General features: G+C 57.5%; 20 protein-coding genes and 1 riboswitch. Of the genes, 9 read left to right on the plus strand and 11 right to left on the minus strand.

Going from position 1 to position 20,628, the window contains the following annotated elements:
• Window positions 1-46: 46 nt before the first annotated feature.
• The 4 genes from mgtS to SERAS12_RS12685 form a co-directional block, all read right to left on the minus strand.
• A complete protein-coding gene (mgtS, locus tag SERAS12_RS26245) occupies window positions 47-139 on the minus strand; it encodes a protein MgtS (RefSeq protein WP_013813036.1) in 93 nt (30 codons plus the stop codon).
• A 144-nt stretch (window positions 140-283) separates the two neighbouring features.
• Window positions 284-1,306 (minus strand): magnesium transporter, encoded by a 1,023-nt coding sequence (locus tag SERAS12_RS12675; RefSeq protein WP_013813037.1) that lies wholly within the window; start codon window positions 1,304-1,306, stop codon window positions 284-286.
• Window positions 1,307-1,378: 72 nt separating this feature from the next.
• Window positions 1,379-1,552, minus strand: a riboswitch (M-box (ykoK) riboswitch).
• Window positions 1,553-1,701: 149 nt separating this feature from the next.
• A complete protein-coding gene (locus SERAS12_RS12680; protein ID WP_013813038.1) occupies window positions 1,702-3,366 on the minus strand; it encodes an ABC transporter substrate-binding protein in 1,665 nt (554 codons plus the stop codon).
• A 109-nt stretch (window positions 3,367-3,475) separates the two neighbouring features.
• The gene (locus SERAS12_RS12685) at window positions 3,476-3,871 is read right to left on the minus strand and encodes a VOC family protein (RefSeq protein WP_013813039.1); all 396 of its coding nucleotides are present in this window, start codon (window positions 3,869-3,871) and stop codon (window positions 3,476-3,478) included.
• Between the two features lie 121 nt (window positions 3,872-3,992).
• Between SERAS12_RS12685 and SERAS12_RS12690 the strand changes: the two genes are divergently transcribed.
• The 5 genes from SERAS12_RS12690 to fusA all read left to right on the plus strand — a co-directional run bounded on the left by SERAS12_RS12690 (window position 3,993) and on the right by fusA (window position 11,094).
• Entirely contained in the window at window positions 3,993-4,895 is a 903-nt protein-coding gene (locus SERAS12_RS12690) for a LysR substrate-binding domain-containing protein (protein ID WP_013813040.1), read from the plus strand.
• 232 nt (window positions 4,896-5,127) lie between these two features.
• A complete protein-coding gene (locus SERAS12_RS12695; RefSeq protein ID WP_013813041.1) occupies window positions 5,128-6,144 on the plus strand; it encodes an iron ABC transporter substrate-binding protein in 1,017 nt (338 codons plus the stop codon).
• 25 nt (window positions 6,145-6,169) lie between these two features.
• Entirely contained in the window at window positions 6,170-7,753 is a 1,584-nt protein-coding gene (locus SERAS12_RS12700) for an iron ABC transporter permease (RefSeq protein ID WP_013813042.1), read from the plus strand.
• The gene (locus tag SERAS12_RS12705) at window positions 7,750-8,787 is read left to right on the plus strand and encodes an ABC transporter ATP-binding protein (RefSeq protein WP_013813043.1); all 1,038 of its coding nucleotides are present in this window, start codon (window positions 7,750-7,752) and stop codon (window positions 8,785-8,787) included. The genes SERAS12_RS12700 and SERAS12_RS12705 overlap by 4 nt, the downstream gene beginning before the upstream one ends.
• Window positions 8,788-8,988: 201 nt before the next feature.
• Window positions 8,989-11,094 (plus strand): elongation factor G, encoded by a 2,106-nt coding sequence (fusA, locus tag SERAS12_RS12710; protein WP_013813044.1) that lies wholly within the window; start codon window positions 8,989-8,991, stop codon window positions 11,092-11,094.
• A gap of 33 nt (window positions 11,095-11,127) precedes the next feature.
• On the opposite strand, the gene SERAS12_RS12715 is transcribed toward fusA, so the two are convergent.
• Both SERAS12_RS12715 and SERAS12_RS12720 read right to left on the minus strand, forming a co-directional pair.
• The gene (locus SERAS12_RS12715) at window positions 11,128-12,093 is read right to left on the minus strand and encodes a DMT family transporter (protein WP_013813045.1); all 966 of its coding nucleotides are present in this window, start codon (window positions 12,091-12,093) and stop codon (window positions 11,128-11,130) included.
• 135 nt (window positions 12,094-12,228) lie between these two features.
• The gene (locus tag SERAS12_RS12720; protein ID WP_013813046.1) at window positions 12,229-12,891 is read right to left on the minus strand and encodes a DUF2239 family protein; all 663 of its coding nucleotides are present in this window, start codon (window positions 12,889-12,891) and stop codon (window positions 12,229-12,231) included.
• 361 nt (window positions 12,892-13,252) lie between these two features.
• Between SERAS12_RS12720 and SERAS12_RS12725 the strand changes: the two genes are divergently transcribed.
• Together SERAS12_RS12725 and SERAS12_RS12730 are read left to right on the plus strand one after the other, a co-directional pair.
• Entirely contained in the window at window positions 13,253-13,615 is a 363-nt protein-coding gene (locus tag SERAS12_RS12725) for a GIY-YIG nuclease family protein (RefSeq protein ID WP_013813047.1), read from the plus strand.
• A complete protein-coding gene (locus SERAS12_RS12730; RefSeq protein ID WP_013813048.1) occupies window positions 13,615-14,031 on the plus strand; it encodes a MarR family winged helix-turn-helix transcriptional regulator in 417 nt (138 codons plus the stop codon). The genes SERAS12_RS12725 and SERAS12_RS12730 overlap by 1 nt, the downstream gene beginning before the upstream one ends.
• A gap of 58 nt (window positions 14,032-14,089) precedes the next feature.
• On the opposite strand, the gene SERAS12_RS12735 is transcribed toward SERAS12_RS12730, so the two are convergent.
• A complete protein-coding gene (locus tag SERAS12_RS12735; protein ID WP_004944894.1) occupies window positions 14,090-14,917 on the minus strand; it encodes an AraC family transcriptional regulator in 828 nt (275 codons plus the stop codon).
• Between the two features lie 235 nt (window positions 14,918-15,152).
• Between SERAS12_RS12735 and SERAS12_RS12740 the strand changes: the two genes are divergently transcribed.
• On the plus strand, window positions 15,153-16,586 hold the full coding sequence (locus SERAS12_RS12740; RefSeq protein ID WP_013813049.1) for an NAD-dependent succinate-semialdehyde dehydrogenase: 1,434 nt from the start codon (window positions 15,153-15,155) through the stop codon (window positions 16,584-16,586).
• A gap of 89 nt (window positions 16,587-16,675) precedes the next feature.
• Here SERAS12_RS12740 and SERAS12_RS12745 read toward each other — a convergent pair whose 3' ends face one another.
• The 3 genes from SERAS12_RS12745 to SERAS12_RS12755 are packed head-to-tail and all read right to left on the minus strand — an operon-like array spanning window position 16,676 to window position 19,552.
• On the minus strand, window positions 16,676-17,581 hold the full coding sequence (locus SERAS12_RS12745; RefSeq protein WP_013813050.1) for an alpha/beta hydrolase: 906 nt from the start codon (window positions 17,579-17,581) through the stop codon (window positions 16,676-16,678).
• Complete coding sequence (locus SERAS12_RS12750; protein WP_013813051.1) at window positions 17,571-18,467, minus strand: alpha/beta fold hydrolase; 897 nt, start codon at window positions 18,465-18,467, stop codon at window positions 17,571-17,573. The genes SERAS12_RS12745 and SERAS12_RS12750 overlap by 11 nt, the downstream gene beginning before the upstream one ends.
• Before the next feature lie 29 nt (window positions 18,468-18,496).
• Window positions 18,497-19,552, minus strand: coding sequence for a sugar phosphate isomerase/epimerase (locus SERAS12_RS12755; protein ID WP_013813052.1), 1,056 nt, complete (start codon window positions 19,550-19,552; stop codon window positions 18,497-18,499).
• Window positions 19,553-19,693: 141 nt separating this feature from the next.
• On the opposite strand from SERAS12_RS12755, the gene SERAS12_RS12760 reads away from it, so the two are divergent.
• Window positions 19,694-20,287, plus strand: coding sequence for a TetR/AcrR family transcriptional regulator (locus SERAS12_RS12760; RefSeq protein ID WP_013813053.1), 594 nt, complete (start codon window positions 19,694-19,696; stop codon window positions 20,285-20,287).
• Here the strand turns inward: SERAS12_RS12760 and SERAS12_RS12765 are convergent.
• Window positions 20,284-20,589, minus strand: a complete 306-nt coding sequence (locus tag SERAS12_RS12765; protein ID WP_013813054.1) for a cupin domain-containing protein — start codon at window positions 20,587-20,589, stop codon at window positions 20,284-20,286. The genes SERAS12_RS12760 and SERAS12_RS12765 overlap by 4 nt on opposite strands.
• Window positions 20,590-20,628 lie beyond the last annotated feature (39 nt).

The following is a 20,628-nucleotide window of genomic DNA, read 5'->3' on the forward strand; positions in this document are numbered from 1 at the left end:
TAAAACACTTCGGGGAGGATGCATTCCGGTGGTTCTTCAACGTTCATTAATCATCCCATTTGGTGCTCATATAGGCGGCTAACAGGCCCAGAGAGCTGATGATGCTCAGGAATCCTACAAAAATTGTCATGTTTCCCATTATTATTTCCTCAGTTAACGATTATCGATAAAAACCTCTTTAATTAAAAAGTGGGTTAAAGGATTATTCATTGTTATTAACGCGCCTCCTTATTGGGTGAGATAAAATGTCCGCTCCGGCAGCGACACGAAGCGGATTTTCGGTTTAAATATGCAGAATGTGCTGGGCAATTTTGAAATAGATAATCAGGCCGGTACCATCGATAAAGGTGGCGATAAAGGGTGCGGACACCACCGCCGGATCTATCCCCACTTTTTTCAGCAACATAGGGATAATCGAGGACACAATCGCGCTCCAGACGGTTATTGCCACCAACGACAGGCTGACGACCATCGTCACGTCCATTCCCACACCCATGATCCACGCGCGAACCCAGGCGGCGACGCCGATAGTGGCGGCGATCAGCAGCGAGGTGGACACCTCTTTGCGGATCACCGAGCCCAGGTTGCGCAGGCTGACTTCGCCAAGCGCCATGGCGCGTACCAATGTGGACGTGATCTGCGTACCGCTGTTACCGCCGGTGCCAATCAGCAGCGGGATGAAGAACGCCAGGGCGATCGCCGCTTCCAGCTGGTCTTCAAACGCCTTCAGTACGTTGCCGGTGTAAGCTTCGGCGACGAACAGCATCAGCAACCAAACCGAGCGTTTGCGCCACAGCGCCCAAGGGCTGGTTTCAAGATAGGGCTTGTCCAGCGGCAGGCTGGCACCTTGCCGTTGTGCATCCTCGGTGTTTTCATCCTCAATCAGCCGGGCGATTTCTTTTTCCCCCAACACCCCGACCAAGGTTTTATTCACCACCACCGGCACTACGTCCAGCCCGCCCTTGCCCAATAAATGGGCGACGTCATTACGATCGTCGTCGGGCGATACCTGGAAATAGCTGTGGTTAATCATTACCCCAACGGCTTTATCATCCTCCTCGCACTGCAACAGTTTTTTAACCGACAGCGTGCCACGCAATTGATAATCGTCGGCGGTGACAAACAGCTGAGCCGGAATTTCATCCGTTTTAAGTTGTGAAAGAAAATATTCTTTGGCTTTATTGACCGTCATATTACCGGGAACGGTAATAAAATCGGCGTTCATATAGTTTGCTACCGAGGACTCATCCAGAACGTCAGCATTGGCCAGCGCCGGAGATGAGTAATTTTGATGTGACTTCATCATGTTAGTCCCTATTTCTGTTTAAACTTCAACAGCGAATCGCATAGGGGCGTTAACCACAGAGGGAGTGCAGACAGCCTATCTCCGCGTCCAGGTTTTAGCACTATACAACGTATCTGATGTATTTATCAGAAGTTACCTTGGGCTAAACCTTAATCCGATAAAGCCTGTCTTAACCTTGGGCATCTCTCGATGTCGTCAGATCAGTAACCTGTGTTTGTATAGGAGCCTCGCCAAACGAGATACTGCATATAAACTACGGGGGGCATTATAGCCGCGATTTTTTCGCGGCGGTCGTAAATCTGGCCAGCCGTTTATGAAACATTTAGAAAAAACCATTTTAACTACAAAGATAATAAAAATGGGGCAGAAAAAATCCCACCCCTATTATTACAACGTCAGTGAGCGATAATATAGGCGTTCTTGTCGTACATCGGCCCCTGTCGGGTAAAATCGATGCCTTTCACATAGGGTTTGACCAGCGTGGCATTGGCTTCGTAATAAACCGGCGCCACCGGCGTATCCACCGCCAACCTCTCCTCGGCCTGTTGGAAATAGAGCTGCACCTGCTGCGGCGTCTTCGCCGCAGTGGCCTGATGCAACAACCGATCGTAATTCTCGTTGGCATATTTGGCGGAGTTTTCACTGCTGGTAGAACGGAAGACGTTCAGGAAGGTGGACGGATCGTTGTAGTCGGCCAGCCAGCGAGAAAAAGCTACGCTGTAATGCCCATTGTTGATGTTATCCAGCGTCACCTTGCGCTCTTGGCTTTGCAACGTCGCATTAACCCCCAGATTCTTTTTCCACATCGCGCTGCTGGCGATGACAATCTTTTTGATGGTGGCGTCATTGCTGTACAACAAATTGAACTGCAACGGGCGCTCAGCGCTGAATCCGGCCTCCGCCAGCAACTTTTTCGCCTGGGCGACCCGCTGCTCCTGCGACCACCCCGCCGCCTCCCCGGCCTTCAGCGTGAAACCGCCGGCCCCGGAAGGGGTAAAGGTCCAGGCCGGTTGCTGGCCGTAGCCCAACACCTTGGTGGCGATAATCTCTTTGTCCAGCGCCAGATTTAACGCCTGTCGCACCCGTACGTCATTAAAAGGTGCCTGCCGGGTGTTAAAGGCAAAATAGCTGGTGGACAGTAACGGATAAGTCACCAGTTGTTCCTCGCCCAGGCTCTTTTTCAACTGCTGATAAAGTTCCGGCGGGGTGCTATAGCCCAGCTCGATTTCCCCGGCCCTGAAGCGCGCCACCTCGGGGAATCCTTGCAGCGGCAGGAAAGTCACTTTGTTAAGCACCGTATGGGCGTTATCCCAATACTGGGCGTTACGCTCCACCACCACTTTTTCGTTCACTACCCACTGCGTTAACCTGAAAGCGCCGTTGCTGACGAAATTCTGCGGCTGCGTCCAGTTTTTGCCGTATTTTTCCACCGCCTTGCGGTTCACCGGCAACACAGGGAAATGCACCAACTGTTTGAGCAGATAGGAGTTCGGCTCAGACAGCGTGACCTGCAGGGTATTGGCATCCAGCGCCTTCACCCCCAACTCCGTCGGCGGTTTGCTGCCGGCATTAATCTCCGCAGCGTTAAGCACATAGGCCGAGGCCAGATAGCTGCCGTACGGCGAGGCGGTTTTGGGATCGGTCAGACGGCGCCAGCTAAAGACGAAATCTTCGGCGGTAACCGGATCGCCGTTCGACCATTTGGCTTCCGGGCGCAGATGGAAGGTCCAGACATTGCCCTGGTTTTCCCATTGCGTGGCCAGCGCGGGAATAACCTCGCCGTTTTTACCCACCCGCAGCAACCCTTCGAACAGGTCATTGAAGATATTAAACTCCACGTTGCTTTCAGCCAGATTGGGATCCAGCGTCGCAGGCTCATAGCCATTGGCCCGCACCAGTTCCTGAGTGGCCGCTAGTTTGACGCCCACCGGCACTTCGGCGGCATGAACCGGTGAAGCAGCCTGCAATGAAAGGAAGATTAGACTAGCCAATCCGTTAAATCTAAATGAATATTTCACGTCTTTATCCCTTATTGGTGTTTTGTTGACGCTCATATTCATTGAAGCAGCTGAATAAATTAAATGATTAATCGCTATGACTCATAACCAAAAGCCGTGATGAATTTCTTTCATTATCAAACAAATACCCGCCAAAATGACGGGTATCGGTTTACAGCGGTTGAAACAGCGTCAGTTGCAATCCGGCCGGCGCTTCCAGCCGGTTATTGATCGAATTGAAGGGCGTAACCCGCGGCTCAGACAAGATCTGTGCACCGCCCTGCGCCAGACTGGCCGTGGTTGCAGCAATATCGGTCACCTCAAATGCTACCCTGATCCAACCGGAGACGCGTTCGCCCACTTCTATCTGGTCGATATAAGCGGCGGTGGCGGGCTCCACCAGCTCCAGCGTGGCCTTGCCCGCCTCGAGGATCGCCACCCTGCCGATGTCGGGCGGCACCGCATCGATCTGGGTCAACCCCAGCCGATCGCGGTAGAAAGCCAGGGCGTTATCAAAATCTTCGGTGGTGATCACCAGACGTAGCTGTTTTACCGATGATGCAGACATGGTTGTCTCCTGGTTAGTTGGCTGAGTAATTTTCATCTGTTAACCTGCATACAGAAAATAACCTGCCACCAAATGGCAATTCAAAGTCATAGTTCTCAGCCAAAGATGAAAATAGCTCATCATGAAAAGAAAACTGCCGCCCCTGGGGGCACTACGGGCTTTTGACGCGGTCGCCAGACTGCAGAGTTTTAAACTGGCCGCCGAAGAAATTGGCGTTTCGCCGACGGCCATCAGCCACCAAATTCGGCTGCTGGAAAGCCTGCTGGGCGTCAGCGTGTTTGAAAGAACACCGCGCAAGGTGGAATTGACCGACGACGGCAAGATCCTGCAACAGGCCAGCGCGAAGGCGTTCAACCTGTTGCAAACGGCGGTGGAAAACATCGGTGAACGCCAGCGGCCGGCGGTATTGACCTTGTCTGCCACCACGGCGCTAATCACCCACTGGCTGGTGCCGCGTTTGCCGGCGCTGATGCGGCAGTTTCCCGCCATCGACCTGCGGTTGCACGCCGATGACCACATTGTGGATTTGCGCAGCAAACAGATTGATGTGGCGATCCGCTACGGCAACAGGCCGGATGACCTGCTGTCGCCGCGATTGCTGCAACAGGACCGCTTCGTGCTGGTCGTCAGCCCGCAGTTAAATGTCGCTTCAATCGCGGATCTGTTGCAAACCACGCTGATACACATCGATGGCCGCCAGGTGCCGCAACCCTCCCCCGATTGGCCGCGTTGGCGCAGCGAGTTTGGCCCGGCGGCGCTGACGGTCGACGCCGGCCCGCGCTTTACCGACGAAGCCCACGCCATTCAGGCGGCAATCGCCGGCCAGGGCGCGGTTATCGCCAGCCAACTGATGGTGCAGCATGTGCTGGAGAGTGGCGTGCTGATGGCGCCGTTCGAGCATTCCCTTCCGGGCGCTGCGCATTATTTTGTCAGCAACCCCGACGGCAAGCACAGCCTCGCCGTAGCGCAACTGGCAGACTGGTTTGAGAGTGAGATGGCGAATCCTGAGAAGGCGAACGCGTGAAGGGATATTTTCAACTGAATGAATTCTTTCGACATTAGACAATCAGTTCAGAGTATTCAGGCTGAAGCTTAATTTTTCCTTAGGGCGAGTTAATTTATGAGCGAATGCAAAAAATAATTTAATACGAATCGTTTTCACTATCATTATGACTGTTCTTGGCTACAATCGGGCCTGCTTGCGCTTGCCAGGCGATATTCGCTTTTCTTCTTCGACCTCCAAAAAGGATAACAGTATGAAGCTGCGTCTTTCTTCTCTAGGCCCCGTTGCCCTGCTCGCCTCATCAATGATGCTGGCGTTTTCCGCTCATGCGGCCCCTGCCGATGACGGCATCGTTATTTATAACGCCCAGCACGAAAACCTGGTGAAATCCTGGGTGGATGGCTTTACCAAAGACACCGGCATCAAGGTGACTCTGCGTAACGGCGGTGACAGCGAGTTGGGCAACCAACTGGTGCAGGAAGGCAGCGCATCCCCCGCCGACGTTTTCCTGACGGAGAACTCCCCGGCGATGGTGTTGGTGGACAACGCCAAGCTGTTTGCCCCGCTGGATGCCGCGACGCTGGCGCAAGTCGAACCGCAGTACCGCCCACAGCATGGCCGCTGGATCGGCATTGCCGCCCGATCAACCGTATTCGTCTACAACCCGGCGAAACTGACCGAAACGCAATTGCCTAAATCACTGCTGGATCTGGCCAAGCCGGAATGGAAAGGCCGTTGGGCCGCGTCGCCGTCTGGCGCAGATTTCCAGGCGATCGTCAGCGCGCTGCTGGAGCTGAAAGGCGAAAAGGCCACGCTGGAATGGCTGAAAGCGATGAAAACCAACTTCACCGCCTATAAGGGCAACAGCACGGTGATGAAAGCGGTCAATGCCGGCCAAATCGACAGCGGCGTGATCTATCACTATTATCCGTTCGTCGACGGTGCCAAGACCGGCGAAAACAGCAAAAACGTCAAACTTTATTACTTCAAACACCAGGATCCGGGCGCGTTCGTCAGCACCTCCGGCGGCGGCGTGCTGGCTTCCAGCAAACACCAACAGCAGGCTCAGGCCTTCGTGAAATGGATCACCGGCAAGAACGGCCAGGACATTCTGCGTACCAATAACGCCTTCGAATATGCGGTAGGCGTGAACGCAGCTTCCAATCCTAAACTGGTGCCGCTGAAAGAGCTGGACGCGCCGAAAATCGACGCTTCACAGCTGAACGGTAAAAAAGTAGTTGAACTGATGACCGAGGCCGGGCTGCTGTAAGCCGGTTTTAGAGAGTTTTTACCTTATGTCGAATATTGGCCTCAACGCCACCGGCGCCACGACGCGTTACACCACCACCCGGCGGCATCAGCGGCCGGGGCTGTTTATCGTGGCGGCCGCCCTTTTACTCTCTCTGTTGGCCCTGTTGCCGCTGGGGTTTGTCGTCAGCGTGGCGTTTGAAACCGGCTGGCAGACGGTAAAAGCTCTGGTATTCCGCCCCCGGGTGGCCGAACTGTTGCTCAATACCCTGTTACTGGTGGTATTTACGCTGCCAATTTGCGCCATTCTGGGGGTCACACTGGCCTGGCTCACGGAGCGCACCACGCTGCCGGGCCGCCGCATCTGGTCGCTGCTGGCGACCGCGCCGCTGGCGGTTCCGGCATTCGTGCAAAGCTATGCCTGGATCAGCCTGGTGCCCTCGATGCATGGGCTGGGAGCCGGAGTATTCATTTCGGTCCTCGCCTACTTCCCGTTTATTTATCTGCCTGCCGCAGCGGTGCTGCGCCGCCTGGACCCCGGCATTGAAGACGTCGCCACTTCGCTCGGTACCCGGCCGTTGGCGGTGTTTTTCCGCGTGGTGCTGCCGCAGCTCAAACTGGCGACCTGGGGCGGATCGTTACTGATCGCGCTGCATTTGCTGGCTGAGTACGGCCTGTACGCGATGATCCGTTTTGACACCTTCACCACCGCCATTTTCGATCAGTTCCAGTCCACCTTTAACGGCCCGGCAGCCAATATGCTGGCCGGGGTGCTGGTGCTGTGTTGCCTGGGGTTACTGCTGTTGGAGGCCGCCAGCCGTGGCCGTGCGCGTTATGCCCGGGTCGGTTCCGGCAGTGCCCGCAGCCAAACCCCCTATCGCCTGGGGCCGGTGACGACTCTGCTTGCCTTGTTACTGCCATTGAGCCTTAGCGCGCTGGCGCTGGGCGTGCCCTTTATCACCCTGGCCCGCTGGCTGACGCTGGGCGGGATTGAGGTCTGGCGCAATGCGGAGTTACTGCCCGCGTTGCTGCAAACGCTGTCGCTGGCCGCCAGCGGCGCGTTGCTTATCACGCTGTGCGCCATCCCGATGGCCTGGTTGTCGGTTCGTTATCCGGCACGGCTGTATCGGCTGCTGGAAGGCTGCAATTACGTCACCAGCTCGCTGCCCGGCATCGTGGTGGCGCTGGCGCTGGTGACCATTACCATTCACAGCTTCCAGCCGATTTATCAGACGGAAATCACCCTGCTGTTGGCCTACTTGCTGATGTTTATGCCACGGGCATTGATCAACCTGCGTGCAGGTATTGCCCAGGCACCGGTGGAGTTGGAAAACGTGGCGCGCAGCCTTGGCCGCTCGCCGGCGCAGGCGCTGTGGAGCACCACTTTGCGGCTGGCCGCACCCGGCGCGGCGGCCGGGGCAGCGCTGGTGTTTCTGGCGATAGCCAATGAGCTGACCGCGACGCTGCTGCTGGCGCCGAACGGTACCCGCACGCTGGCGACCGGCTTCTGGGCGCTGACCAGCGAGATCGACTACGTGGCGGCTGCACCTTACGCACTGATTATGGTGGCGTTATCGCTGCCATTGACCTGGCTTCTTTATTCTCAATCTAAACGCACGGCGGGATTATGAGCACGCTTCAACTGCAGGGTATCGGTAAGTCCTATAATTCGGTCAAGGTACTGGAGCACGTGGATTTGCAGGTGGCACAGGGAAGCCGTACCGCGATTGTCGGCCCTTCCGGCTCGGGAAAAACCACCTTGCTGCGCATTATCGCCGGCTTTGAAATACCGGACAGCGGCCAGGTTATCTTGCAAGGCCTGCCGATGGCCAACGGCAGCGGCTGGGTACCGGCGCATCTGCGCGGCATTGGCTTTGTACCGCAGGACGGCGCGCTGTTCCCGCACTTTACCGTGGCCGGGAATATCGGTTTCGGCCTGAAGGGCAGCAAGCGTGATAAGCAGCGGCATGTTGATGCGTTGATGGACATGGTGGCGCTGGATCGGCGGTTGGGCGCGCTGTGGCCGCATGAACTTTCCGGCGGGCAACAGCAGCGGGTGGCGCTGGCGCGCGCGCTGTCCCAGCAACCCAAGCTGATGCTGTTGGACGAGCCCTTCTCCGCCCTGGATACCGGCCTGCGCGCCGCAACCCGTAAAGCGGTGGCGGAACTGCTGGCGGAAGCCAAGGTGGCGTCAATTCTGGTGACCCACGATCAGTCGGAGGCGCTGTCGTTTGCCGATCAGGTCGCGGTGATGCGCAATGGTCGGCTGGCGCAGGTGGGCCCGCCGCAGGATCTCTATCTGCGGCCGGTGGATGAACCGACCGCCACCTTCCTGGGGGAAACCTTGGTGCTTTCAGCCAAACTTGAACACGGCTGGGCCGATTGCGTTCTGGGCCGGATTGCGGTGGACGATCGCCACCGCCAGGGGCCTGCCCGTATCATGCTGCGCCCGGAACAGATCCAAATCAGCCTGTCCGAGCCGGCGCAACAGGGCCAGGCGGTGGTCACCAGCATCGATTTCGCCGGTTTTGTCTCGACCCTCAACCTGCGCATGAGCGGCAGCGACGCCGCTATCGAAATCAAAACCGTCAGCCGCGAAGGCATCCGCGCCGGTTCCCACGTCAGCCTGAATATTATCGGGCAGGCGCATATCTTCGCCGAGTAACGTTATAGGGCGGTTCGCCGCCCCGATCATTCAGCCTCCACCTATCGCAGCCATTGCTTAGTAAATCCCCCTTCATCAACTACGATTACTCTGTGACCGATTCATTCACTTGAAGGTCCAGAAGGTAACCCATCGAGGATTATCATAATTCTTCATGCTATTTAAGCCGCCCTTCTTTAAGGCAGCTAAGAAAGGTTAATTATGGCACGTACTACCCCTATCGAACGCTACCGCAATATCGGCATCTCGGCGCACATTGATGCCGGCAAAACCACCACCACCGAGCGGATTCTGTTTTATACCGGGGTCAGTCACAAGCTGGGCGAAGTGCACGACGGTGCGGCCACCATGGACTGGATGGCGCAGGAACAAGAGCGCGGCATCACCATTACCTCGGCGGCGACCACCTGCTTCTGGAACGGCATGCAGCATAATTATCCGCAGCACCGCATCAATATTATCGATACCCCAGGACACGTTGACTTTACCATCGAGGTCGAGCGCTCAATGCGCGTGCTGGACGGTGCGGTCATGGTCTATGACTCGGTGGGCGGCGTGCAGCCGCAGTCAGAAACCGTCTGGCGGCAGGCCAATAAATATAAAGTGCCGCGGCTGGCGTTCGTCAACAAAATGGACCGCGTCGGCGCCGACTTCTTCCGCGTGCGTAAAATGATGATCGAACGTTTGAAAGCCAATCCGGTGCCGATCGTCATCCCGATTGGCGCCGAAGACCACTTCACCGGCGTGGTGGATTTGGTGCGCATGAAGGCCATCCTGTGGGACGAAGCCTCGCAGGGCATGAGTTTCAGTTTTGAAGAGATCCCGGCCGAACTGCGCGATTCCGCGCAAGAATGGCGGGATAAAATGATCGAAGCCGCCGCCGAAGGCTCGGAAGATCTGATGGACAAATACCTCAACCAGCAACCGCTGAACGAAGAAGAGATTGTTCGCGGCCTGCGCCTGCGCACCATAGCCGGTGAAATCCAACCGATGCTGTGCGGCTCGGCCTTCCGCAACAAGGGCGTACAGCGCATGCTGGACGCGGTGATCGAACTGATGCCCTCACCGCTCGACGTTCCGCCGATGGAAGGCCATGACGAGCACGACAATATCATCATCCGCCGGGCCGCCGACGACGAAAAATTCTCGGCGCTGGCGTTCAAGCTGATGACCGACCCCTTCGTGGGCCAACTGACCTTCATTCGGGTGTATTCCGGCGTGCTGGCCAAAGGCAATAGCGTCTATAACCCGATCAAAGACAAAAAAGAGCGCATTGGCCGCATCGTGCAGATGCACGCCAACGATCGCAAAGAGGTCGAAGAACTGCACGCCGGTGATATCGCCGCCTGCGTGGGGCTGAAAGACGTCACCACCGGCGACACTCTGTGCGACCCTAACGCCATTATCACGCTGGAGAAAATGGTGTTCCCGGAACCGGTGATTGCGCAGGCGATTGAACCGAAAACCAAAGCCGACCAGGAAAAAATGGGTATCGCGCTACAGCGCCTCACCTCCGAGGACCCGTCGTTCCGCGTACGCACCGACGAAGACTCCGGTCAGACCATTATTTACGGCATGGGCGAGTTGCACCTGGAAATTATCGTCGATCGTATGCGCCGTGAATTTGGCGTGGCGACCACCACCGGCAAACCGCAGGTGTCTTACCGCGAAACCATCCGCAAACGCGTGGTCGACGTGGAGGGCAAATTTGTGCGGCAGTCCGGCGGTAAAGGCCAATATGGCCACGTGGTGTTAACGGTGGAACCGAACGAACCGGGCAAAGGCTTCGAGTTCTTCGATGAAATCAAGGGCGGCGTGATCCCGGGCGAATATATTCCTGCGGTGAAAAAAGGCGTGCTGGAGGCGCTGAACAACGGCGTGCTGGCCGGCTATCAAATGGTTGACGTCAAAGTGCATCTGACCTTCGGCTCATACCATGACGTCGACTCCTCTGAGCAAGCCTTCCGCATGGCGGCGATCTTTGGCTTTAGAGACGCCTGCCGCGAGGCTGACCCGGTGATCCTGGAGCCGATCATGGCGGTAGAGGTGGAAACGCCGGAAGACTATGCCGGCAGCGTGATGGGCGACCTGTCGTCGCGGCGCGGTCTGGTGCAAGGTATGGAGGATATCCCCGGCGGCGGCGGCAAGGAGATCCGCGCCAAGGTGCCGCTGTCCGAGATGTTTGGTTACTCAACCACCCTTCGCTCGATGTCCCAAGGCCGCGCGACTTACACCATGGAGTTCAGCCAGTACGCCGAAGCGCCGCGCAACGTGGCCGAAGAGATCATTCACCACAGTAAACGTTAAGGGGTTCACTGCCTGCCGCCTACGCGGCAGGCGTCACTCTTTCTCTGCCAACCGCACTACTACCGGCTGCGGCTTGATGCGCATCGCATACACCACCCCGATCATCAGGCAGGCGATACCGCACAGCGTCAGCAGCGGCGGCCACGTCTGGCGCAGCATGAAGGTGTAGGCCAGCCCCGCCAGAATTTCGAAGACGATCAGTGGCCCCACCAACACCGTCGGCAAGCGCTGGCTCGCCTCATTCCAGCACAGCGCGCCAATCCACGAACACAGCATGCCGATGGCAATCATCAACGGGACAAACACGTCCGGCCTTGGCCCAAACGGCAGCGCGAATTCCGGCTGAGTGAAAGCCAACTGGCCGCAAACCAACAGGTAACCCGCCAACGCCAGCGGCAAGGTGACGACCCCCTGCGCCGTCGCCCAGGTGGCTGGCCTTTGGTCTGGGTTTTCCCGCAGCCAGCGGGCATTGCGCAGCGGGTACCAGGTCCAGCAAGCCACCGCCAACAGCGCCAGCCCCAGACCGCTGATATAGCGCCAGAGATCGAGCGGTGCCGTATTGCCCTTCAGTTCGGCGACGTTGACGAATGCCAGCCCGCAGGCGATCAACACCAGCGCCGGCGTTAATTTCCGCCAGGAAAGCCGCCCGTCATGCCGGCTGTAGAACAGGTTGGCGGTGACCGAAATCACCACCGGCAGCGTGCCGATAATCATGGTGGAAACCGGCGCGCCGGTGCGTTGAATGGCGCTGGCCAGGCACAGGTAATACAGCAGGTTGCCGATAGCCGTCAGTTTGAGCGCTTCAAGCCAGTCTTTACGCTGCAGCTTTCGCAACCGGCGGCGATCGAGCCATGCCAACGGCAAGGCGATCAGGCCAAAGGCCAGGTAACGCCCGGTGGACTGTAACGTTGCAGGATATTCGGGGATTAATACCGGGCCGACAAAAATCAGCCCCCACATCAGCCCAGCCGAGAGGGCAAATAACACGCCAACAAACATAATGACTCCATCAACCCGTGAATACATTTCAGGGGCAGCGTAGCCTAATTGCTCGTGGCAATATTGTAGCAGGTTGCTGTTTTAGCGGGCCAACCTGGGAAACTACGTTAAGCCTGTTTTTTTTATGGTGATATTTTAGCCGGTCTTGGTAGATCTCTTAGTTGGCTGATCTGATGAACCGAAAGCCAGGCGTAGAGTATAAGTCTTAATGTCTACAGGCCATGCTGCAATACATTGTTCAAGTTTGGTACGATTGTCTGCGAAAAGCGCACGAATTCCCTCCTCATAGCCAGGCAAGTCTCCGGCGATCGCCTGCATGAACTGATAAGCAGCCTCATGAGCTGCCCGTTTTTGTTCACGCGCCCCCTCCGAGTGCATGGCTTCGTCTACCAGACGCCTGAGTATAGCGGATGCGCTGCCGGGTCGGGTGGTTAGCCAGTCCCATTGACTGGGCAGTAAGGTTACCTCGCGAGCAACGACACCTAATTTTGGCCGACCCCGTCCTTTCGATTCTACAGAATCGTCTTCCACCGTCTCTGCCGATTTGTCCCGGCGGGTGACATAACGCCCCGTGAATTGCTGGGGAGGACAGGAAAGCCTCTCTACAACGTCAGCATCGGACCCTCGCAGGTCCAAGTCGATCACGCTACCTGTCATATCATCAAAGACAAGAAATGTTCTTAACGATCCCTTTTCGAGCTCATTCTTAACGGCAAGTGCAACCTCAACCAACGGACCTGAGAACAGCAACTGTTGGTCACCAAAGGCTGTCGAAGCCTTCGACAGGTATTCAGACATGCATTCAACCTCAATGGGATGTTAAGGACCCTTAATATACCCGGATAAAATTAATAGTAAATATGATGAAGACAGCTTCATTCTGATTAGTCACCTTTTTGACGACATCCGCGAAACTTGTAACTACCGGTGACTCATAACAACAGTAAGTTCAGACTATAACCCCATTCAGCGATGATGAGAGGCTCTCTTCCAGGAGCTGTCTGCCCCATTCGCCATCAACCCCAAATTTTCATGCGGTACCGCGATAAGTATATTTACCCGGGTATTATTGACAGGTAATATTATCCGGGTATTATTCGTGAAAACGCATACCGCTGACAACAACACCATGACTTACCGGAAACGAAGAGGAGGGATGATGACAGACAAACAAGCGCTGAAACGGCAGTACCTGGACACGAAAACCCGAGCGGGGGTGTATGCGATCCGTAACAAGATTACGGGGCGAGTATTAGTTGCAGGCAGTGCTAACGTTCAAGGAACACTCAACCGGCATCGTTTTGAACTGCGATATGCGCAACATCGGAACATGAGACTTGCGCAGGATTGGGTCGAGCATGGTGAGAGTAACTTTCTCTTTGAGGTACTCGACAGGGTTAAAGCCAGTGAAGATCCCGCTTTCGATGCCGCGCGGGAATTGGAAATGTTGGTTAGCCTGTGGCGCCAGGAAATCCGCTGCCCCGACCAACTTAGCTACGACGAACCCAGGAAGAAACCTTGATGAACACAAATCTCGATTTTTGTTTGGCGTTATATCGTGCTCACGCCAGTCTGCAACTTAAGCTTGACGATGAATTGGGCACATATCATGGCATCAGCTTTAGTGACTTTACGTTACTGAATGTTATCGCGCGATCGGACAACGAGCGGGTGAATATTTCAGTACTCGGGGAGCAGGTTGGTAAACCGCAATCAGCCGTAGTCCGTCAATTGATCGTTCTCGAAAAAATTGGCCTCGTAGCACGCGACAGCACCAATGGGCTTCGTCAGGTCGTGCTTCGCGCGCCCGGCCGTGTATTGATGAACGTGGCGCGTGAAACCGCAGCGAGTGTTGGCACAAAAGCTCTCGAGTCATTTACCCCGGCAGTGGTTGCAACTGTTTTCGCCGCAATGCTAACGCTGGCAGATGCGCCTTAATACTCTCCTGAGCAACGCCGTCAGTATCGAAAAGCTGGGCATACATTAATGGCGATACTTAGCGAGCCATGACCTGTTTTTGATAGCGCACGGGTGTGACGCCGTAACGGTTGGCGAAAGCGCGGGTTAAATGCGCCTGGTCGGTTAGCCCCGCCGCCGCGGCTACCTGCGCGGCCGGCATGCCGCGCCCCAGCATCAGCTTGGCTTGCGCAAGGCGGATCGCCATCAGCATCTGCTGGGGCGATACATGGTATTCAGCTTTGAATTTGCGCAAAAAATGATACGGACTGAGCGACACCAGCGCCGCCAACTGATCCAGCGTAATAGCGGCGGAAAAGTTATCGCGCAGGTAGGTTTTGACGATGTCAAAACGGTGAGCCGGCTCATCTTTCAACGGCCGGGCGATACGTGCGTGGGGGCGGAAGATCGCCACCACTTGCAGCAGCAGGTCATCAATCGTCATCGGATCCCGGGCTTGCCACAGTGCGGCCAGCGTCGCCGAAAGTTGCCGCGCCGCCTGCGGATCCTGGCGTACCGCATCGGTAAACCAAAATCCCTGCTCACCGGACAGCAACTCCAGCGCCCCGGGTTCAAGGTAGAGCATCCGGTAATTCCAGCCGCCGGCCGTTTCCGCCTCGCCGGTGTGCAGTTCATCCGGGTTCATCAATACCAGCGAACCCGGCGCCGCCAGATGCTGTGCGCCACGATAACGAAAACGCTCGGCACCGACATCGACGGTGCCGATGGCGAAAGCGTCGTGGGTATGCGGTTCGAAGACATAGCGTTCGATATGGGCGTGGTAAAGCTCTACGCCCGGCAATTGCGGCAATTGCCGGAACTGCGCGCAATCTTTTTCGAAGGGGAACTGCTGTGGAACACCCTGCACTCTACCTCCATCGCCTGCACCCTACCGCCTTGCATCAAGGCCGAACCTGGCTTGTATGATAGTCAAACCAACGCCGTTTGAGTAGTGCGCACCGCGGTTCCCTGGACGATCGCGCCAATTCGGCGTAGGGTATTTTACCCATCGACTGACGTCTGTTGATCGGCGTCAGCGGGTTTGATTATCCTGCCGCAGAGCGGGAAAACGGTGTTTAACTCCCTGAAAGTAAGAGGCAACAATGTATCCAGATACTCAACTCTATATTGACGGACAATGGCGCAGCGCAATCGCCGGCAACACCCTGCCGGTCACCAACCCCGCTACCGATGAGGTCATTGGCAACGTGGCGCACGCCGCACAGGCCGATCTCGATCTGGCGCTGGCCGCTACCGAACGCGGTTTTAAACTCTGGCGCGACACCTCCGCCTATCAGCGCGCCATCCTGATGCGTAAAGCCGCCGCCTTGCTGCGCGAACGCGCAGACTCTGTCGCCGCCATCATGACGCAGGAACAGGGCAAGCCGGTGGCGCAGGCCAAGGTTGAGATCCTTAACTCGGCGGACGTCATTGACTGGTTTGCCGGCGAAGCCAGCCGCACCTACGGCCAAATCATCCCTGCCCGCAGCCGCGATGTTCAACAGCAAACCCTTAAGCTGCCGGTCGGCCCGGTTGCCGCCTTTACGCCGTGGAACTTCCCGATCAACCAGATCGTGCGCAAGCTGTCCGCCGCGCTGGCTGCCGGTTGCTCGATCATCATCAAAGGCCCGGAAGAAACCCCGGCCTCACCGGCAGAGCTGATCAGAGCCTTTGCCGACGCAGGCATCCCGGCCGGCGTGATCGCGCTGGTGTACGGCACCCCGGCGGACATCTCCGAATACCTGATCCCGCACCCGAGCATTCGCAAGATCTCGTTCACCGGCTCCACCCGCGTGGGCAAACATCTGGCAGCGCTGGCCGGGCAGCATATGAAAAAGGCCACCATGGAACTGGGCGGCCACGCGCCGGTGTTGATTTTTGACGATGCCGATCTCGACGCCGCCGCCAAAGAGCTGGCACTGGCCAAGTTCCGCAACGCCGGCCAAGTCTGTATCGCCCCAACCCGTTTCCTGATCCAGCAAGGCGTCTATGAAGCCTTTGTAGAGAAATTCACCGCAGCGGTGCGCGACATCAAGCTGGGCAACGGATTGGATGAAGGCGTGACCATGGGGCCAATGGTGCTGGAGCGCAGCGTCGCAGCCATCGACGCCTTCGTGAAGGACGCCATCGACCAGGGCGCCAAGGCCAGCACCGGCGGCAACCGTCTGCCTGGCAGCGGCAACTTCTTTGAACCAACGGTGCTGCGCGACGTCCCGCTGAGCGCGCGGGCGATGTCTGAAGAACCGTTTGGCCCGGTCGCCCTGCTACGTCCGTTTGCCACCTATGAGGAAGCGATAGCCGAGGCCAACCGCCTGCCTTACGGTCTGGCGGCTTATGCCTACAGCCGCAGCATCGCTACGGTAACCGCGCTGGGGCGCGATGTGGAAAGCGGCATGCTCAGCATCAACCATATCGGTTTCGGCCTGCCTGAAACGCCGTTTGGTGGGGTGCAAGACTCCGGTCACGGCACCGAAGGCGGCAGCGAGGCGATCGAGTCCTATCTGGAGACCCGCTTCGTCACCACCGCCGGCCGTTAAACTCCCGCAACCGGAAACGCCAATGCCCCGCAGTCCAAATGCGGGGCATTAGTTACACCAGGCGCAACATTCAGCACACTAACAAAAGGTTAAGCGGCCTTGTCGAACAGCACCCGTGCCGCCGGGGTTAACCCCAGCATATGGATGCAGGCATGCACCATGCCCGGAAGCCGCTCGCAGCGCACCGCCACCCCGTCCTCACGCAACCGTTGCGCATACTGTTCGGCCTCATCGCGTAACGGATCGTACTCGCAGCTCAGAATGGTCGCCGGTGGCAATCGCCCCAAGGTTATTGCATGCAATGGCTCGGCGTAAGGGTCTCGCGGTTTCCCCTCTTTACCCAAATACGTCTCCCAGCAAAACGCCATCACTTCCCGGGTCAAGAAATACCCCTGCGCGTAGTTGTCGTAACTGGCGGTATTCATTGCGCCGCTCAGCGCCGGATACAGCAACAGTTGATGTTCGATTTGCGGCCCTTCGCGGTCGCGGGCCAGCAACGCCACGGCCGCCGCCAGATTGCCGCCTGCGCTGTCGCCGCCAACCGCGATGCGGCCGGCGATAATCCCCAGCTCATCCGCCTGCTCAACCACTGCGCACAATGCCTGGTAAAAATCCTCCAGCGGCCGAGGGAACGGATGCTCCGGCGCCAGCCGGTAATCGACCGACAGGATCAATCGGCCCGTAGCATTAGCCAGCGCCTGGCAAGGCCGGTCATACAGCGCCAACGACCCCAGGCACCAGCCGCCGCCGTGGGCGTACAACATGGCCGGCAAGGATTCTTCCCCCGCGCTCAGCGGAAGATAAGCGCGAATGGCGATGTTATGGCCGTCGTTGGCGGTTATCGCAAAATCCCGCACCCCGCCGCTCGCTTCCACTTCGCCCTGCAGTTGCAACAGCCCGGCCTCGGCGGCGGCGCGCATCTCGGCCAGGGAACCGGGTGCCGCTGCACCTGCCGTATCCGCCAGAAAACGGGCAATCTGCGTATCAAGCGGCATCGGTCTGCGCCTCCGACAAGAATGGCACCACCAGGGCGATAAACGCCTCGTGACACTCTTCGGTAATAAAATGGCCGCAACCGGCGACCGTCTCGCCCCGCAGATCCACGGCGTTATCCCGTAATGTGACAAAAGGCGCATCGCCTGTGGCGTGTTCTGCGCCGATGGTCATCACCGGCATCTCGAGCCGGGTCTCGGCACGCCGTTGGTTTTGCCGCACGGTCTCGGGAATGGCGCGGTAGTAGTCAAAACCGGCCCGCAGGCTACCCGGTGCAGAATAAGCGGCAATATAAGTTTCTGCGGCCACCCGATCGCGGCGATAAGACCAGCGGTTAAAGATGTAGCCGAGATACTCCCTCTCGCGCCCCAGCGTCAAGGCCTCCGGCAGATCCGCCAGTTGGTTGAACATGAAATGCCACAGGAAGATGTTTTGGTCCGGCGACACAAAAATCGGCGGTGCGGGGGCCAGCCCTGGGATCACCGCTTCGGTCAGCACCAGTCTTTCCACCGCCTGCGGATAGTCGCTGGCCAGCGCATAGCCGATCCACATGCCAATATCGTGGCCGACCAATGAATAGCTCGGGTGCCCAAGCTGCAGCATGGTCTGGTGCAACACGGCGGCGACGCTGCCGGTGTCGTAACCGCCGGTGGGTTTATCCGAATCGCCGATACCCGGCGGGTCCACCGCAATCGCCTTAAAGCCGGCCGTTGCCAGCGCTTGCATCACATAGCGCCAGGTATACCAGGTCTGCGGCCAACCAGGGATCAGCAACACCGGCCGGCCTTCGCCGAGGGTGACGCAGTGAATACGGTTGCCGTTGACCCGTGCATAGACGTGTTCGGGTTCAGGTCCATTCAGCATGGGCCCGTTATTTTGCATTTTCATGGGTATTCTCCGTGATGGAATAGCGCGGCTCAGCGCAGGCCAAGCAAGGTATTGATCTGTTGCTGGTCAACCGGCGCGCCGGCAAAGTCATCAAACACCTTGTCGGTGACGTTGATGATATGGTCGCGGATAAAAGTCGCCCCTTCACGGGCGCCGTCCTGCGGGTGCTTAAGGCAACATTCCCATTCCAGCGTCGCCCAACCGGCGTAGCCGTGCTGCGTCAGTCGGGAGAAAATGCCTTTGAAATCCACCTGACCGTCGCCCAGCGAGCGGAAACGCCCGGCACGTTCGGTCCACGACTGGTAACCGCCATAAATGCCCTGTCGGCCGGTTGGGTTGAACTCGGCGTCCTTGACGTGGAACATGCAGATAAAATCTTTATAAATATCGATGTAATCCAGGTAGTTCAGCTGTTGCAGCACAAAGTGGCTCGGGTCGAACAGGATCTGGCAGCGCGGGTGGCCGCCGACGCGCTGATGAAACATTTCAAACGTCACGCCGTCGTGCAGGTCTTCACTGGGGTGAATTTCATAACACAGGTTCACGCCCTGCTCGTCGCAGGCGTTGAGCACCGGCAACCAGCGTTTCGCCAACTCATCGAACGCCGTCTCTATCAACCCGGCCGGGCGCTGCGGGAACGGAAACAAATAGGGCCACGCCAGTGAGCCGGAAAAAGTGCCCATGTCGCTCAGCCCCAGCCGCGCGGAGGCTTTGGCCGCCAACAGCAACTGTTGCCGCGCCCATTCGCCGCGCGCCTGCGGGTTACCGTGCAGCGCCGGCGGCGCAAAGCTGTCGCACAACGCGTCATAAGCCGGATGCACCGCCATCAACTGACCAAAAATGTGGGTGGTCAGTTCGCTGACTACCAGCCCCTTGTCTGCCAACATGCCGATCAGTTCATCGCAGTAAGTCTGGCTTTCCGCTGCGGTAGCCAAATCGAACAGGCGACGATCCCACGCGGGGATTTGCAGTGCTTTAAAGCCGGTGTCCGCCGCCCATTGCGCAATGGCGGGCAGGCTGTTAAAGGGGGCGGCATCGTCGCTGAATTGTGCGAGATGCAGGCTTGGACCTTTCAAGGTTTTCATCGTAAACTCCTATTGGTTGTCGATTGACAAACAATAGGCTCAAATGAATCCCGCAGCAAGCAGATTTTAGAAATTCGTTGGCGTCAGAGGCGATTTAAGCGATCCTATCTCACTGAATGACAGGCAAACAGGAGCCGACCGATGGCAGGCAGACCACGCGAATTTGACCGCGAACAGGCATTACTGAAAGCACGGGATCTCTTCTGGCGTCAGGGATACGAAGGCACTTCGATGTCGGATCTGGTGGCCGAGCTGGGTATCGCCTCAGCGCGCATTTACAAGGCGTTCGGTTCGAAGGAATTGCTGTTCCGCGAAGCCATCGCCAGCTACGAAAACCATGAAGGCGGCTTTGCCGAGCGCGCGTTCAGCGAGGAAACCGGTGTGCGGGCGGCGATAAAGCGCCTGCTGGAAGACGCGGTGGCACTCTACAGCCGTACCGATCTGCCGCAAGGTTGCATGGTGGTCTCTTCCGCCGCCAGCGTCAGCGCTGAAAACAGCGGCATCAAAACCTGGCTGGCGGAACACCGCCTGCTGCGTACCCAAGGCATTATTGAGCGGCTGCGGCTGGCGGTGAAAAACGGGGAGTTACCGGCGGATACCGACGCCGACAGCCTCGGCGATTATTTCGCGGTCTTTTTGCACGGGTTATCAATACAAGCACGTGACGGCGTCACAAAAGAACGGCTGCTAGCGGCGGTTAACGTGGCGTTGTTTGCGCTGGACAGCCGGCATTAATTCTCAGGTAAATCAATAATCACCAGCGTGCCGTGGCTGCCCGCCAACACGCGGTGCGGTACGCCGGCCGCGGCCTGATACAGTTGCCCGGCGTTCACCGTAATTTCCTCGCCCTGCACCGCCAACCGCAGTTTGCCTGCGATCACCAGCAGCGCCTCATGGTATTCGTGAACTTCATCGTCAATGGCACGCTGATCCATTCGCAGTACTTTGATATTGGCCGAACCGACGCGCCCCAGAATGCTGGAATCCCATGCCTGCGGCAAACCGGCAGCCAGAGCAGTAAGATCGAATAGTGACATAGATCCTCAGAGCAAAGCCGCGCACATCACGCCACCGCA

This window comes from Serratia sp. AS12 (assembly GCF_000214195.1).
Classification (GTDB): Bacteria; Pseudomonadota; Gammaproteobacteria; order Enterobacterales; family Enterobacteriaceae; genus Serratia; species Serratia plymuthica.